The following is a 14,833-nucleotide window of genomic DNA, read 5'->3' as shown; positions in this document are numbered from 1 at the left end:
AAGAAAGCGTCCGTGCCAAGACAGGGAGGAATAGGGAATCATCCGAGAGCCAAGAAATTGTTCTTGGCTCTCTTTGCTGTCACCATTTGTCGGAATAGGCGAATAGGAAAAAAGATTCACGGACCAATCGACAAAAGTTATGTAAAATGAAGGGATCGAAGAATGATTTTACCATGGTAGAGGAGAACCACCGCAATGGAGAGAAAAGTCAAAATCCTGGGAACAGGAAAATACTTGCCCAAGCAGCAAGTAACCGCTGAGGAACTCGAGAAAAAGCTGCGTCTTCCCCCAGGCTGGGTTGCGAAAAAATCAGGCGTCCGCGTGAGACATTTCGTGACGGACGAGACTTCAGCCAAAATGGGAGCCATCGCCGCACAACGGGCACTGGAGGACGCGGGCCTTTCTTTTTCCGATGTCGATTGCCTCGTATGTGCCAGCGGAACGTCTCAACAAGAGATTCCCTGTACAGCAGCATTGATCCAGGAAGAGATGAGACAGTCGAAGTCAGGGGTTCCCTGCTTTGATATAAACTCCACGTGCCTGAGCTTTGTCACGGCGATGGATGTATTATCTGCATCTTTGGCGATGGGATGCTACCAGCGCATTTTAATCGTCTCTACGGAAATTTCCTCCGTAGGGTTGAACTGGGGGCAGAAGGAGAGCTGCGTACTCTTTGGAGATGGGGCGGCAGCCGTCGTCATTGGCCGTACTCCGGAAGCGGAAACATCCCGCATTCTCGCTTCCCGTATGCAGACCTACAGTGACGGGGCCCATTACTCCGAGATCAGAGGAGGAGGGACCCTGATTCATCCGGGTGAATACGCGAAGGGGAGAGAAGCGGACTTCCAATTTGACATGGATGGACGAAAAATCTTTCGCCTGACGTCCCAGTTGATCACCGGATTCGTGGAGCGGCTGCTGGATGCCGCTTCGATAACCAGACAAGAGATCGGTTTGGTTGTCCCTCATCAGGCAAGCGGGATGGCCATGCGCATCATGGGAAATAAACTCGGTTTTGCCGGCAGTCACATGATGAATATTATCGAGAACCACGGAAATGTGATCGCCGCCTCCATCCCTATGGCTCTGCATGAAGCGATCGTGCAAAAGAGGGTCAATCGCGGAGATATCATGCTGCTGTTGGGTACCTCGGCGGGCCTTTCGCTCGGAGGGCTGCTGCTTGAATACTAGAAAAAACGTCGTGCTGACGGGGGGGAGAGCGCCAGCCACGCTGGAACTGGCTCGTCTCATGAACCAGGCGGGACATCGTGTCGTCGTGGCCGAGAGTTCGCGCCATCACCTTTGCAAAGGATCAAGGGCCGTTTCACGCTGCTATCCGGTTCCCCCTCCCCGGCAGCAGCCGGATGCGTATATTCGGTCCCTGATGCGGATCATGGAACAGGAGAAATCAGACCTGTTGATCCCCACTTGCGAGGAAATCTTCCACGTCTCCCATGGACTTGATCGCCTGGGCTGCGTCGGGCGAGTCCTCGCGGAGGGAATCGAGAGCTTGCGGCCTCTTCATGACAAATGGATGTTTGGAAAACTGGCGAGCGAGGCGGGAGCGACCGTGCCGCGTACGATCTGGGCAGAGACGGAGGAGCAGATGCGGGAAGCACTGAAAAACGCGAGCGGACCGCTGGTGTTGAAGCCCGTATATTCCCGTTTCGCCTCACGCGTACGTATCGAGCAAGATCCGGCATCAGCAGCGAAGGGAGCTTTGCCGGCCATCTCACGTCAGCAGCCGTGGCTTGTTCAGGAATTCATCCGGGGGCGGCAGCTGTGCAGCTATGCTGTGGCTCACCAGGGCCAGCTCGCGCTTTATGCCGACTACGAAACCATCCATACAGCGGGGAAAGGTGCATCCATTTTCTTTTCGTATGCCAATCACCCGGGAGTGAGGGAATTTGTCAGCCGCTTTGTGAAGCTCCGGGGCATCTCGGGTCAAGTCGCTTTCGATTTCATCGAGGATAAGGCAGGCAGGCTGTACGTCCTGGAGTGCAATCCGCGCCTCACAAGCGGCATCCATCTGTTTTCTGGCCAACCGGAAGCGGCGGAGGCATTTTTTGGAGAAAGTGGCGAGGTCGTCGTTCCCCGCGGCAACCGATCCTTCATGTTGGGATTGGCCATGGTGGGGTTCGGACTCCCCGCTGTTCGAAATGCGGCTGAGGGGAGGCGCTGGCTGCGCGACTTTCGGAGGTCCCGGGATGTCGTGTGGCACAGCTCGGACCCGCTTCCTTTTTTTCAACAGGCTCGCATGCTTGCCGATTTGGCCATGATGAGCTTCCGTACAGGCATGAGCATGGCGGAATGCAGCACAAGCGATATCGAATGGAATGGTGAAGAATGAAGAAACGTGTACTAGTGACGGGAGGGACGGGCTTCCTGGGGCGAAAGCTGGCTGCCCGTTTGCAGGAAAACGGCTACCTGGTGACAGCCTTAGGGCGGAACGAAGAGGTGGGGCTCCTGCTATCCAAGCGCGGGATCGGATTCGTGCAAGCGGACATCACGGACAAGGAAGCCGTTCGGAGGGCGTGCCGAGATCAGGAGATCGTCTTTCATGCCGCTGCCTTTTCGTCACCGTGGGGGAAATACAAAGACATGTATGCTGCAAATGTAGCGGGAACAGCCCACGTGATCGCTGGCTGCAAGTCACAGGGAGTCCACAGGCTGATCCACGTGTCGACGCCCAGCATCTATTTCGGCTTTGAAGACCGTCTGGGCATCAAAGAATCCGATCCTCTGCCAAGGCGCTTTGCCAATACATACGCCCAGACGAAGTATCTGGCCGAACTACTGGTAGACAAAGCCTTCAAAGAAGGGCTGGCGACGGTTACGATTCGTCCGAGAGCGCTGTTTGGACCGGGGGACAATGCGATCCTCCCGCGCCTGATCCGGGCGAATGAAGAAAAGTTCGTACCGCTGATAGGCGGAGGACGGGCGACGGTCGATCTGACGTATGTGGAAAATGTCGTTGACGCCTTGCTGCTCTGTATCGATTCGCCTTCCAGCACGTGGGGACAAGCGTACAACATTACAAACGGAGAGCCAGTGACCATGATCGAGGTGCTCAAAGAGGTGTTTCGGCGCCTGGGTATGCCGCTTCGGACCAGGCAGATTTCGTACCGCCGGGCGTACGCGGCTGCATGGGTGATGGAGCTGGCCTCCAAAGCGGTACTGAACTACAAAGAGCCTATACTGACGAGATACTCGGTGGGCGTGCTGGCGAAAAGCCAAACGCTGGATATCACCCGGGCAAAAGAGAAGCTCGGCTACAAGCCCAGGGTGAGCATCGCGGAAGGAATCGAGGCTTTTACGAAATGGTGGCGGATGCAGCATGAAGATTAAGCTTACCCTGCTGGATACGGGGTATTGCCGGCAACTGGAGATGTTTTCGATCCGGGGAGGCAGGCCGCGCAGCATTTCATTCCATGCCATTGCAGCGTTGATCGAGCATCCCGTCCACGGCCTGTTCCTGTTCGATACCGGCTATTCGCCTCGCTTCTTCGAGGCTACGCGCTCGTTTCCATATCGGCTGTACGCCACCATCACACCTGTCGTGACGAGACCGGAACAGAGTGTAAAGGCTCAATTGGAAGCCCACGGTATCCGGGCGGATCAAATCGGCGGAGTGTTGCTCTCCCACTTTCATGCGGATCATATCGGAGGCTTGCGGGATTTCCCCGACTCCCGGTTGTACTGCTTTTCTTCGGCTTATGCACACGTACGGGGGAAAAGAGGCCTGCAGGCGTTGCGGGAAGGCTTTCTGCCTGACTTGATGCCGAACGATTTTGAAGAGCGGGCGATTTTCGTCGACCGGGCTTTGCCAGTCGAGCTTCTTGAGAGATACCGTCCGTTCGGGGAAGCCTACGACTTGCTCGGAGACGGGAGCATGCTCTTGGTCGAGCTGGGTGGACATGCAATCGGGCAGTTTGGGATGTTCGTGCGTGACGAGGAGCATGGCGACGTCTTTCTTTGCGCGGACGCCGCCTGGTCGAGCGAAGCGTACAGGCGTCATGTCCTGCCGCACCCGCTTGCACAGTCCATCATGGCAGACGGCCCCGCCTATCGGGACAATCTGCTACGGCTGCACGAGCTCTTCGGCCATTGGCCAAGCCTGAAGATTTTGCCGACCCATTGTCCGGAAGTATGGAAGATGAGCCAAGGAGAGTTTGCATGGAGATCCTGAGAATATTGTGGCAATACTGGACGACCAAGCGTCTGGGAAAGAAATGGAAAACACGCGCCCAGCTGGAGCGATGGCAAGAGCGGCAAGTGCAAAAGCTCCTTCGCTGCGTGCTTCCTCGCTCCCCATTCTATCGAGAGCGCTTCGGGACGCTTCGGCCGGATGAGTGGAGAAAGCTGGAGCCCATCGACAAGCAGCTCATGATGGAGTCCTTCAGCGAGCTTAACACTCTGGGCATCGACAAAGAACAGGCTTTCCACGTGGCCTTTCTGGCAGAGGAATCGCGGGATTTCACACCAGCGATCGGTAACGTGACGGTTGGATTGTCGTCGGGAACTTCGGGAAACCGGGGGATATTTTTGGTCGGGCCAGCGGAGCGGGCGAGATGGGCGGGCGTGATTTTGGCCAAGGCTTTGCCGGGACGGCTGCGGGATGAACATCGGATCGCGTTTTTCCTGCGTGCCAACAGCAATCTCTACACCTCCGTGGACCGGAGGCGGATCCGTTTTTCTTTTTTTGACTTGCTGATCCCTTTGGCCGAGCATCTTGACAGGTTGAACGTGTTTTCCCCCACCATTCTCGTCGCTCCTCCTTCCATGCTCAGGCTGCTGGCGGAGGCGAAGGAAAAAGGGAGCTTGCAGATTTCTCCCGGCAAAGTGATCTCCGTCGCGGAAGTGTTGGACCCGTTGGACCAGGTGTACATCAGCCAGGCATTTCAACAGGAGGTTCACCAGATCTATCAGTGCACGGAGGGCTTTCTGGCTGTGACTTGTCCGCATGGCACGCTTCACGTAAACGAAGACATCGTGGTGATGGAAAAGGAATACCTGGACGAGAAGCGGGAGCGCTTTTACCCGATTATCACGGATTTTTCCCGAACGACGCAGCCGATCATACGCTATCGGTTGAATGACATCCTGTCGGAAAAAAAGACGCCTTGCCCGTGCGGTTCCGTCTACACCGCGCTGGAGACGATCGAAGGAAGAGCGGATGACGTGTTTTTGTTCCATCAGGTGGATGGGAATGGGTGGGTGCCTGTTTTCCCTGACTTCATTCGCAGGGCAGTGATGGCGGCTTCCGACGAGATCCGGGAATATCGAGTTCGGCAAATCGCCCCATGGCTGTTGGAGGTATCTGTGTGGACCGATCCAGATTCCAGTATGGATGCATGGCAGAAGCAGATCACCAGCCATCTGCACGCAATCGTGAGGCAGCATGGAGGCCAGCTCCCGGAAATTCGCTTTACGCCGTACGAGCGGGTATCCGGCGGGAGAAAATTGAGGCGTGTGGAAAGGGTGTTTACCCCAAGTGAGCAAGAGTGATCTCGTAACCGTGTACGAAGCGAGCGAAAGCCGCACACTGCCATGGGAGAGCATGAAGGATGGGGAATATGCCAAAGCGTATTTGTCTGCCTTCATGCAAGAAGCATCCGATCGTTATGTCAAAAATGTGCGAACCCGGTTCCTGGCGATTACGGTTGACGATCTCGTCATGCCCTTGACCGTCAATGAAACGGGATACGACAATTCCTATGTATGCTCACCCTATACGCACTACATCTCGTACGCAAAAGAGGAGCTGCGCATGCTGCAAACGCCATTCTGGGAAGGGACGATAGCAAAGGGGTTGGACGTGCTCGGCTGGATGATGAAGAAGAGCGGCGTCAACCAGATCGCCTGTATTAACAATTGGCTCTTGTCCACCAATCTGTATCCGGATGTGACGCCTTGGCAGGTTTGTCGTATCACACGGTTTTGCACGGAGCGATTTCCCCGTCATGCCATTGCCTTTCGCTCGGTTTGCCCCAGGCTGCAGCCCTCCATGTACGAAGGCTTGAGAGCCGCCGGATATATCATGGTCCCGAGCCGTTACGTCTACCTGTTTCATCCTGACTGGCCAAAGCAGGGAGGGTGGCGAGTCCGCAACACTCTAAAGCGCGACCGCCGCATGCTGGAGAAGTCCGGATACCGAGTCGTGGTACACGACGAACTGAAGAAAGAGCAGGTACCGCGGATCATCGAATTGTACAATGCCTTGTATCTGGACAAATACTCGCGGCATAATCCGCAGTTTACCCCTGCCTTTATCAGGCTGGCCATGGAGCAGCGGACGCTGAATCTGATCGGTTTGGAAAAGGAAGGGCGGCTCGACGGCATTCTGGGGTACTTTCAGCGAAACGGCGTGATGACGACCCCTCTGTTTGGCTATGATGTCACGCTGCCCAAGGAAACCGGACTGTATCGGATGCTGTCCAGCCTACTGGTTCAAGAGGCGGAAAGGCAGGGGCTATTGCTCCATCAAAGCGCAGGAGTCGGAGCTTTCAAAGCAGATAGAGGCGCGGTAGGGGAGGTAGAGTACACGGCGGTGTACCTGGGACATCTGCCAAAATCCCGGAGCGTGATCTGGCAGGCGCTGTCATTCCTGCTGAACCGATTTGGGATCCCGCTGGTCGAAAAGTACAGATTGTGAGCAGAGGAATGCGGGGAGCTGCTTTGTCTAGGATGGCGAACCGTAGAAGAGGGACAGCTCCACGTATCGTCCCGCCTCATGAATGAGCCAGTACGACGATCGTGGCCCGAATATGTAAAGGTCGGCGGCAGTAGCGATCATCGATTCGACCCGGCGAGAGTCTCCCATTATCCTCGCGCATTCCCCCATTGCCATCCAGGGGTACAAATCACCCGTCTGGAACGTATCAAAATGCGGGAAGGCCCGTGTGATCTGCTCGTAAAGCGATAGATCTTCCCCGGGACGGGTCATCCCGTACAAGATGGGAAAGGCCTGGGAGGTGACATCCGGGTACCATTTGCGCCAACCGGGATAGGACCTGTCATACATCGCGTAAGACTTGCGAAGTCCGCTGTACATCGAGGAAATGCCGGCCCGGCAGGCAGCAGCACGCCTGCCGGCTTCCCGCGCAGCTTCATCGTCACCCAGCTCGTAGAAGATGGAAGCAGCATCTTCAAATCCTTTCGCTACCTCGCAATTGTCCATGAGGTATTTCACCCTCCAGGAACGCTTAGCCCATGTCAGTCCGTCCTTTTGCTGCAGCCTACCTACCGCTTCCATCAAAAAGACGAGCTCGTCCTTTCGCTGAGCAATCCAGTCGGTTTCCCCCGTCGCACGCATGAGCTCGGCAATCAGACTAAACAAAGTGGTATGGTAGCTGTCTTCGCTGTCCGCCTTGCCTGTATCGATTTCGGCATTTCCTTCCAACCGGTAGTCGTTTACATATCCGTTTTGATCGACGTGGTGCAGGTACCAGTCGACATGGCTGCGAACGGATTCCCACTCCTGCAAGCGGACAAGTGAAATCAATGCCAGATTGGTAAAGTACGGGTTGATCTGGTCGCTCCGTGGAGAAAGCCTGAACGTTCCGCTTGGCAGCCTGCATGAAAGAAGATACGCTCTCTGGTTTTCCACCATCGCATTCATCGGCGTGCTCTTCCTTTCTTATGAAAATAAAGTCACGAACTTGACTCCGTACTCCGTCCACCGCAATGCTCGTGCGTAGTCATCCTCGTCGATCAGGGACAAATCGGCGGATTGGTCGACTACATCAAGCCATTTTTCATCGCGAAACCAGTCCACGCCATCTGCTGCATCATGCACGATATCGGGCCAAGCGGCAGCCAGGGGAGGACTGTACAGCTTTTTCTGTCCATGCCGCAGTTCCATGCCGTCCAGACGCAAGCGGTATTCTGCAGAGGCAGGGGCATCGGGAGGGCGCGGCGTGAAAAGATGCGGCCAGTAATCGGCTCTGGAGCCGGAGTGGGGGATACGGTTAGCATAACGCCGGATTTGCTCGAATCTGTGCGGATCGGCGTACAGCAGCCTGTACAAAGTCTTGCCCGTGGCAATTCGCTGTTGGACTTCCGGGAATTCCTGCACATTGACCCCTGTAAGGCTCAGCCTGCGATCAGTCGGATGCGCCTTGTACGGAAACAAAACCTGGTTGAGCGAAAATACCGATTGGGCCGCATAGGCGAATGTTGCGAAAACCCGATGGTACGCAAACCGTTTTTGGACGACTCGCTGTTCCACGTACTGCTGTTCGTTCACGATCAGCGCATGGGTCAAACGCCGGGAATCTCTCGTTTTAAGGAAATCCCTCCAGAACCGCATCATGAACGAGGAGACGCCAAGAGGGGGCAAAAGTGAGGTGAGATCCTGCCCGGTTCGCTTCATCTCTTCGTACAATAGCAACTGGGCGTAGGCGTCGTGAAAGATAAGCCAGTTGCTCCTTTCCAAAAACCAAAAAAACGGCTGAATCGCTTGCTCGTCCATAAGCAGCGGGAGCCATTCCCCTTTCAGGTCTGTCATGCTCCACCCGCCGTTGCGAGACACGAGATGCGCGAGCAAGGCCCAGTGAATTTCTTCATGCTTTTGGTAAAACCGGAGATACGCGTCTGTCCTTGTCACGTTGTTGCGATTGGCTTCCGCTGTCTTCCGGCGGATGCTGGCCACCAGCTCATGCTGACCTAGCGTGGAGAGAGTGTCTGTCATGGCAAAGCTCCTCGGCCTAGTATAGGAAGAAAAAAGCAGGTCTGGAGGCGACCCGCCTGTTTTCATCCGATCATTTCCAATACAAGAAGTCTGACGAACAGCTTTTCTTTCGCCTCTTCCCATGTATCTGCAAAAATGACCACATGCTCGGATTGGTATTCGGTTTCCGCGACAAAAATCCCGTCTCGTTCGTAAATGTTCATAGGTGATCGTCCTTTCTGCTGCCTTTCAAGCATTGTATGCTATCATGATAGGAATGATTCATACAAAATACAGGCAATTGTACCGACAGAAAGGATGAAAGACAGATGCAAGTCACAGTGACGAACGAAGCCAAGGAGCAGATCCACGCTGCGGCGGGTCACGAAGGTAAGCTGATTCGCATAAATGGAGAGCTGGTTGGCGGTTGCGGCATGAACGTGGAGTACGCCTTGTGGTGGGACGAAGCTCATCCCGCCGACGAGCTGCTGCAGGTCGATTCGCTGACCATGGCAATCGATCCGTCGACGAAGGAATATATCGATTCAGACCGACTGGTGATCGATTATCGACCGCAGCAAGGCTTTCGGCTTGTGACCCCGCAACAGATTTTGGCGTACGGCCTCAAGCTGAAAGAACGCTGGGGGTAAAGGGCCTCTCACCTTGGAACGAATTGCAGGATGAAGGCGAGGATACCTGCTGCGATGAGCGGGCCTACCGCCACCCCGCGGAAGAAAGTGACACCGATAATGGTTCCCAAGAGGAGTCCGGTGACGATTAGTGGGTTTTCCGACATAAGCGTCGTCCCCCTCCCGGCCAGGTAAGCGACAAAGACTCCGATGAGCACGGCGAGAAGGGATTGCCAATGGATAAAGAGCTGGTAAATCGATTCCGGTTTGATTTTTCCGCTCGCAAGCGGGGTAAGAATGCCGATCGTCAACACGATGATTCCGACATGAAGCCCGTACTGCTCGAAAAAGGGAAAGACCCTCTCGAGTGAAACCAGCCGCAGCAGCAGGAGAATTCCAACGGCGATCGAGACAGTCGAATTGTTACCAACAACGCCGAGCGCAAGCAGCGCAAGTAGTGTGACATTGATCCAGTCCATGGTTTGATGTGCTCGCTTTCTTTTTTCGTTAGTATATCCGCAGGGCGAAAGCCTCGTGACTGAGGCACCCCAAAACAGGAAGAGGGACGGGTAACCAGCTACCTGTCCCTCTTCTTCATGCGTGTGACTTAACCGAACCAGTCCTCCAGCATGCCGACGGGAAAACCGGTCGGTTCAGTGGAAGAGGGAAAACGCCCCCACGCAAAGACGCCGTTAAAATAGTCGATCGTAAACGGTTCATCATGGTCAGCAACGCTGTATGTACCCCCGATGCGAAACTCATCCGTACCGAGGTAATACGACTTGGCCATAAAGTATTTTTGCTGAAGAATGGCGAATTGGGACTCGTCCCCTGCCTTCTTTTTTTCTTCTGCCTGCAGGCGGAGACGTTCCATCTCTTCCTGTAATTCGGCTAGTGTCATTTGACTGTACAAACGCACGTTACATGCCTCCCTTCCTGACACGAATATTGTAACAAAAGACAAGGGAAATGGCGATGGATGCCGAATGATCTAGGGGACAGAAAGGGGACTGGAAAACATGACTCGTTTTGATCTGAGTGGAAAAACAGCCATTGTAACAGGAGCAGGGAGAGGAATCGGAAAAGCGCTGGCATTGGGGCTTGCAGAGGCAGGTGCCCAGGTAGCCGTAGTGGCGCGCACAGAGACGGATTTGCACGAGATCGTAGAGACGATCGAGGCAAACGGCGGAAAAGCGCACGCGATTGCCGCTGATTTGACGGAAGCCGAGGCGGCTGATAAAGTGGTTTCCCAAACAGTGGAAGCGTTGGGAGGCCTGCATATTTTGGTGAATAATGCAGGGATGAACCTGCGCAAAAAGGCGCATGAGGTGACGGAGGAAGACTGGGACCGCGTCGTGGATCTGAACTTGAAAGCGACCTTTTTCATGAGCCAGGCGGCCGGTAAAATCATGTGCGAGCAGCTCTACGGCCGAATCGTGAACATCGCCTCCGTGGCAGGACAGGTCGCGATGCGGACGGGAGTGGCGTATGGTTCCAGCAAGGCGGGAGTCATTCAGATGACTCGTGTGCTTGCGCTGGAATGGAGCAAATTCGGGGTTAACATCAATGCGATCGCTCCCTGGTATTTCCGTACCCCCTTGACGGAAGCATTGCTAAGCGACGAGGCGTATTTGCAGGAAATTTTACAGCGCACGCCTAGCGGTCGAATCGGCGATGTCGAGGACTTGGTAGGACCTGCTATTTTCCTGTCTTCCGATGCGGCAGCGTACATCACCGGACAGACCATCGCGGTGGACGGCGGTATGTCTGTATACGGATTTTAGCAGCAAGAGGTGAAAGACATGACAGACATTCGAGAAGCTGGCAAAAATGATGCCCCCATCCTTACTTCGCTGATGCACGCCGCTTTTCGCAACACGCAGCCGCCATCCAGCGCTCTTCTGGAAACGGAAGAGCTGGTAGCTGGGAAGCTGGAATCGGGAGAAGAGCAGGCAGCTGTCGCGACCGTCGAAGGACGAGCAGTCGGGATGGTGCGTTTTCATTGGGAAGAAGAGGCCCTGTACTTTTTTCGACTGTCCGTAAGCCCTGATGCTCAGGGACAAGGAATCGGACGGACGCTTCTCGCCTGGCTGGAGCAGCAGGCCCTCGAGCGTGGGAAAAGGGCGTTGACGTGCCGCGTTCGCATGGAAATGGAAAGGAATGTGAGGCTGTATCAAAAAGCGGGGTTTCAAATCGTGAAGCAGGAAATCGTCGAGCGCTCCGGCACGCAGGGAATACCGACGGCATATATGAGAAAGCAGCTGGTTTGAAGCTCCAGGCAAAAAAGAGGCCTTCCCATAATGGGAAGGCCTAAGTATTGGGGGCGATTGAGAAAAATACCGATCGGCTTTCGCTAAGGTCCGTTTTGCTCTCACCCAAAACAGGCCAGAAAGCCAACTAGATCAGGCAAGTACGGTAGTCGTGCTTGCACGGAGAAGTCATTCAAAATGAATATCGGACTTTTTCTCAATGCGTTGAAAAAGTGCTTACGATGACTAAGATAGCAAACAATAGTAAAATGCAGATAAAATAAAAATAAAGTATTATTAAATTTTTCTGCACGCACTGATTGCGATCTTCTTGGCATGGTCCACTGATTCAACATCCCGTTCTCTCTTGTTCGACCAGCTTTGCTAGCGCTAATTGGCGAACTGATGATGCCCGATCGCGACCGTTTTTTGTCTGGACAAGATCCAATCGGAAGTGGCTGTCTTCGGATTAAAAAAATAAAGGGAACCATTTGTCGGGTCCATTCCATTCACAGCATCCCGCACGGCTTTGCGGGTACTTTCGTTGGACTTGTGGGATAGTTTGCCGTTCTGTACCGGTGAGAAGGCATTCCGGGCAAATATGACTTCGGAAACCGTGTCCGGGAACTGAGGAGACGCTACCCGATTCAATACAACAGCGGCAATTGCCACTTGTCCCTCATACGGTTCACCCCGGCCTTCCGCGTAAACTAGCCGGGCAAGCAGTTCCATATCCCGCTCGGATACTTTTACTCTGCCATTGCGTATCACTTTTCGCCGCTCGTCTCGGCTAACCGAAACGGACTTGCGGACAGCGGTTGAATGTATGGTTTTCGGTTTTTCTTTTGCTTCCGTTTGAACAACTGGGCCAAGGGGGACTGGCTTAGAGGTAGGAATAGGCGTTGCTTCGTTGGAATGAGGCGCCGTAGCGCTTGTCGGTGTGACGAAGAGGCATAGTAACATCAAACCAAAGCTGTTCAACCAGAAAAAAAGGCGCATGCGCGCTTCTCGTGTCATCACGACAGGAACCACTCCTTTTCGCTCTTTGCGTCAATCTGCGGAAGCGAATCGGGTCTTTAGCAAGTCTATCGGCATTGTCCGGGTGGCGCAAGAGGAAATTGGTTCCACGGAACTATTTATCGTTCCTGCAAGAGAGTAGATCGGACTAAATAAGAAACACCACTGCAGAACATGCAGTGGTGTTTCTCGTGGGCATTACTTTTCGGTAATGGTGATGGTGTTGATTTTGATCGTCTGCTCCGGAACGCTCATTTCGCTGGTTTGCGGATTCTTCTTCACTTTGGTGCTGGCAATCTTTTGCACGACATCCATTCCTCCGACCACTTTCCCAAAGATTGTGTAGTTCGGGGAATTTTTCAGACCTTCCACATCTTTACCGGATCCGATGAAGAATTGGCTTCCGTTGGTGTTGGGACCGGCATTTGCCATGGCGACGACGCCCACTTCGTACTTGTGACCGTTGTTCAGCTCGTCCTCGAACGTATAGCCAGGCCCGCCAATACCGCTGCCAAGCGGATCGCCAGTCTGAATCATGAAGTCTTTGATGACGCGGTGGAACGTAATGCCGTCATAGAACTTGTCCTTCGCGAGGAACACGAAGTTATTCACTGCGATCGGCGCATCCTTCGCGAACAGTTCTACCGTGATGTCACCCATTGTTGTCGATATTTTCGCTTGATACGATTTCGATTTGTCAATTTGCATGGCTGGCGCTTTCTCATATTTTTTCGCGCCAGTAGGACCAGGCGGTTGAGCAGGCTCTTTGGATGCGGGCTTTTCAGCGGGAGCCGTAGGCTGAGTTGGTGGAGCCGTCTCGTTGCCGCCGCTGGAGCAGCCTGCAACCAATGCAAAAGCTGTCAGACAAGCGAAAATAGTAGGTATCAGTCTCTTCATCTCAAGCACCTTCCTTAGCTTCTTCCCAAAAAGGGGAGTTCGGTTCGGATTATAGCACAAGTCACTGGCGGAATGCCAATCCACTAGTCGCTGTCGCTTTGAGCGTGCTATGATGGTAGAAAAAGGTTGGGGTGATCAGCGTGGGAGAGAGATTCGAGACGAAAACCGTTCATATCGGCCATCAGCCTCTGCGCCAGGTGGCGAGCAAGTCGACTCCGATTTACCAAACGTCCGTCTTTGCCTTTCCAGGATTGGAAGAAGTTGAACAGTTTTATGCCGGAGAAGGGGAGTACCTGTATACGCGAAACGGTAATCCCAATCAGGCTGAGCTTTCCGATGCCATCGCAGCTCTGGAAGGGGCGGAAGCGGGAGTAAGCGCTGCGTCCGGAATGGGCGCCATCATGGCTGGACTCCTCGCTGTGCTGGAACCGGGAGACCATGTCCTGGCCTCCCACGAGATTTACGGCGGCACCTACGCCTTGCTGCACAAGGAGCTTTCCCGCTTCCGGATCGATCTGGAGTGCGTCAACTTGCAAGAGCTGCGTACTCTCGCGGACCATGTGAGGCCGACGACGAAGCTGTTTTTCATGGAAACCATCACGAATCCGCTCTTGACCGTCGCAGACATGCCATATTGGATCCGGGAAGCGAAAGAGCTCGGGCTCAAGGTGATGGTAGACAATACGTTCGCGACGCCTTACCTCGTGCAGCCGGTCACGCTCGGCGCCGATCTGGTCGTGCACAGCGCGACGAAATACATAGGCGGGCACAGCGATGTGACTGCCGGGGTGCTCGTGGGAGCGTCCGAACTGATCGGGAGAGCGCGAGAAATTGTCGTCAACTACGGCGCGTCACTCAGTCCGTTTGAAGCATGGCTCACCTCGCGCGGTTTGAAAACACTTGCGCTGCGGATGGACAGGCAATGTGACAACGCAAGGGAGGTCGCCGATTTCCTTTCGCAGCACCCGGCTGTCGGCACGGTATACTATCCCGCTAAGGAAGCGACTTCGTTTTTCTGTCGTCCAAAGCAGGGGGCGATGGTCTCGTTTACACTGGTGGACGAGAAGGCCATCTACGACTTTTATCGCAAACTGCAATGGATCAAATTCGCGCCTTCGCTGGCAGGAGTGGAAACGAGTGTCTCGCACCCGGTGACCACGTCGCACCGCGCGTTTACAGAGGAGCAAAGGCAAGCGACCGGCATTACCATGGGTTTGGTCCGTTTGTCTGTAGGAATCGAGTCGGCGGCAGACATTATCGCGGAACTGGATCGGGCGCTCGGAAAATAAATGGAACCATTTTCCCAAAAAAGCGTTACTTTCTTCCAGTTCCAATCGTAGTACTTAGTTAGAGTAGAACCAGACTGTCTA

Annotated in this window: 17 protein-coding genes; 10 read left to right on the top strand and 7 right to left on the bottom strand. The window is 54.3% G+C overall.

The window, feature by feature from the left end:
• Window positions 1-195 precede the first annotated feature (195 nt).
• The 6 genes from RGB73_RS16820 to RGB73_RS16795 are packed head-to-tail and all read left to right on the top strand — an operon-like array spanning window position 196 to window position 6,655.
• Window positions 196-1,191 carry a beta-ketoacyl-ACP synthase III gene (locus RGB73_RS16820; protein WP_310763780.1) on the top strand — a complete coding sequence of 332 codons (996 nt, stop codon included), beginning with the start codon at window positions 196-198 and terminating at the stop codon, window positions 1,189-1,191.
• A complete protein-coding gene (locus RGB73_RS16815) occupies window positions 1,181-2,350 on the top strand; it encodes an ATP-grasp domain-containing protein (protein ID WP_310763779.1) in 1,170 nt (389 codons plus the stop codon). Before RGB73_RS16820 ends, RGB73_RS16815 begins: the two co-directional genes overlap by 11 nt.
• Window positions 2,347-3,348, top strand: coding sequence for an NAD-dependent epimerase/dehydratase family protein (locus RGB73_RS16810; protein WP_310763777.1), 1,002 nt, complete (start codon window positions 2,347-2,349; stop codon window positions 3,346-3,348). The genes RGB73_RS16815 and RGB73_RS16810 overlap by 4 nt, the downstream gene beginning before the upstream one ends.
• Complete coding sequence (locus RGB73_RS16805) at window positions 3,338-4,189, top strand: MBL fold metallo-hydrolase (RefSeq protein ID WP_310763776.1); 852 nt, start codon at window positions 3,338-3,340, stop codon at window positions 4,187-4,189. The genes RGB73_RS16810 and RGB73_RS16805 overlap by 11 nt, the downstream gene beginning before the upstream one ends.
• A complete protein-coding gene (locus RGB73_RS16800; protein WP_310763774.1) occupies window positions 4,177-5,508 on the top strand; it encodes a F390 synthetase-related protein in 1,332 nt (443 codons plus the stop codon). The genes RGB73_RS16805 and RGB73_RS16800 overlap by 13 nt, the downstream gene beginning before the upstream one ends.
• Entirely contained in the window at window positions 5,495-6,655 is a 1,161-nt protein-coding gene (locus RGB73_RS16795) for a GNAT family N-acetyltransferase (protein WP_310763773.1), read from the top strand. The genes RGB73_RS16800 and RGB73_RS16795 overlap by 14 nt, the downstream gene beginning before the upstream one ends.
• Window positions 6,656-6,682: 27 nt before the next feature.
• On the opposite strand, the gene RGB73_RS16790 is transcribed toward RGB73_RS16795, so the two are convergent.
• From RGB73_RS16790 to RGB73_RS16780, 3 genes are all read right to left on the bottom strand, one after another.
• Entirely contained in the window at window positions 6,683-7,621 is a 939-nt protein-coding gene (locus RGB73_RS16790; RefSeq protein WP_310763771.1) for a hypothetical protein, read from the bottom strand.
• An 18-nt stretch (window positions 7,622-7,639) separates the two neighbouring features.
• Window positions 7,640-8,692: a DUF2515 family protein gene (locus tag RGB73_RS16785; RefSeq protein WP_310763770.1), complete on the bottom strand. Its 1,053-nt coding sequence runs from the start codon at window positions 8,690-8,692 to the stop codon at window positions 7,640-7,642.
• Window positions 8,693-8,754: 62 nt separating this feature from the next.
• Window positions 8,755-8,895 (bottom strand): hypothetical protein, encoded by a 141-nt coding sequence (locus RGB73_RS16780; RefSeq protein ID WP_310763768.1) that lies wholly within the window; start codon window positions 8,893-8,895, stop codon window positions 8,755-8,757.
• Window positions 8,896-9,000: 105 nt separating this feature from the next.
• On the opposite strand from RGB73_RS16780, the gene RGB73_RS16775 reads away from it, so the two are divergent.
• Window positions 9,001-9,321, top strand: coding sequence for an iron-sulfur cluster biosynthesis family protein (locus tag RGB73_RS16775; RefSeq protein WP_310763767.1), 321 nt, complete (start codon window positions 9,001-9,003; stop codon window positions 9,319-9,321).
• Between the two features lie 8 nt (window positions 9,322-9,329).
• Here RGB73_RS16775 and RGB73_RS16770 read toward each other — a convergent pair whose 3' ends face one another.
• Together RGB73_RS16770 and RGB73_RS16765 are read right to left on the bottom strand one after the other, a co-directional pair.
• Window positions 9,330-9,779 carry a DUF441 domain-containing protein gene (locus RGB73_RS16770; RefSeq protein WP_310763766.1) on the bottom strand — a complete coding sequence of 150 codons (450 nt, stop codon included), beginning with the start codon at window positions 9,777-9,779 and terminating at the stop codon, window positions 9,330-9,332.
• A gap of 128 nt (window positions 9,780-9,907) precedes the next feature.
• The gene (locus RGB73_RS16765; RefSeq protein ID WP_310763765.1) at window positions 9,908-10,219 is read right to left on the bottom strand and encodes a YfhH family protein; all 312 of its coding nucleotides are present in this window, start codon (window positions 10,217-10,219) and stop codon (window positions 9,908-9,910) included.
• Between the two features lie 100 nt (window positions 10,220-10,319).
• Between RGB73_RS16765 and RGB73_RS16760 the strand changes: the two genes are divergently transcribed.
• Complete coding sequence (locus RGB73_RS16760; RefSeq protein ID WP_310763764.1) at window positions 10,320-11,084, top strand: SDR family NAD(P)-dependent oxidoreductase; 765 nt, start codon at window positions 10,320-10,322, stop codon at window positions 11,082-11,084.
• A gap of 18 nt (window positions 11,085-11,102) precedes the next feature.
• Complete coding sequence (locus RGB73_RS16755) at window positions 11,103-11,570, top strand: GNAT family N-acetyltransferase (RefSeq protein WP_310763762.1); 468 nt, start codon at window positions 11,103-11,105, stop codon at window positions 11,568-11,570.
• Window positions 11,571-11,939: 369 nt separating this feature from the next.
• Here the strand turns inward: RGB73_RS16755 and RGB73_RS16750 are convergent, their stop codons facing one another.
• Window positions 11,940-12,569: a cell wall hydrolase gene (locus tag RGB73_RS16750; protein ID WP_310763761.1), complete on the bottom strand. Its 630-nt coding sequence runs from the start codon at window positions 12,567-12,569 to the stop codon at window positions 11,940-11,942.
• Window positions 12,570-12,764: 195 nt separating this feature from the next.
• Window positions 12,765-13,463: a peptidylprolyl isomerase gene (locus tag RGB73_RS16745; RefSeq protein WP_310763759.1), complete on the bottom strand. Its 699-nt coding sequence runs from the start codon at window positions 13,461-13,463 to the stop codon at window positions 12,765-12,767.
• Window positions 13,464-13,603: 140 nt separating this feature from the next.
• Here RGB73_RS16745 and RGB73_RS16740 point away from each other — a divergent pair, with 140 nt between their 5' ends.
• The gene (locus RGB73_RS16740) at window positions 13,604-14,752 is read left to right on the top strand and encodes a trans-sulfuration enzyme family protein (protein ID WP_310763758.1); all 1,149 of its coding nucleotides are present in this window, start codon (window positions 13,604-13,606) and stop codon (window positions 14,750-14,752) included.
• Window positions 14,753-14,833 lie beyond the last annotated feature (81 nt).

It is taken from the genome of Brevibacillus brevis, assembly GCF_031583145.1.
Taxonomy (GTDB): Bacteria; Bacillota; Bacilli; order Brevibacillales; family Brevibacillaceae; genus Brevibacillus; species Brevibacillus brevis_E.
Note: the sequence above shows the minus strand (reverse complement) of the source record. Positions and strands in the feature narration are given on the sequence as shown.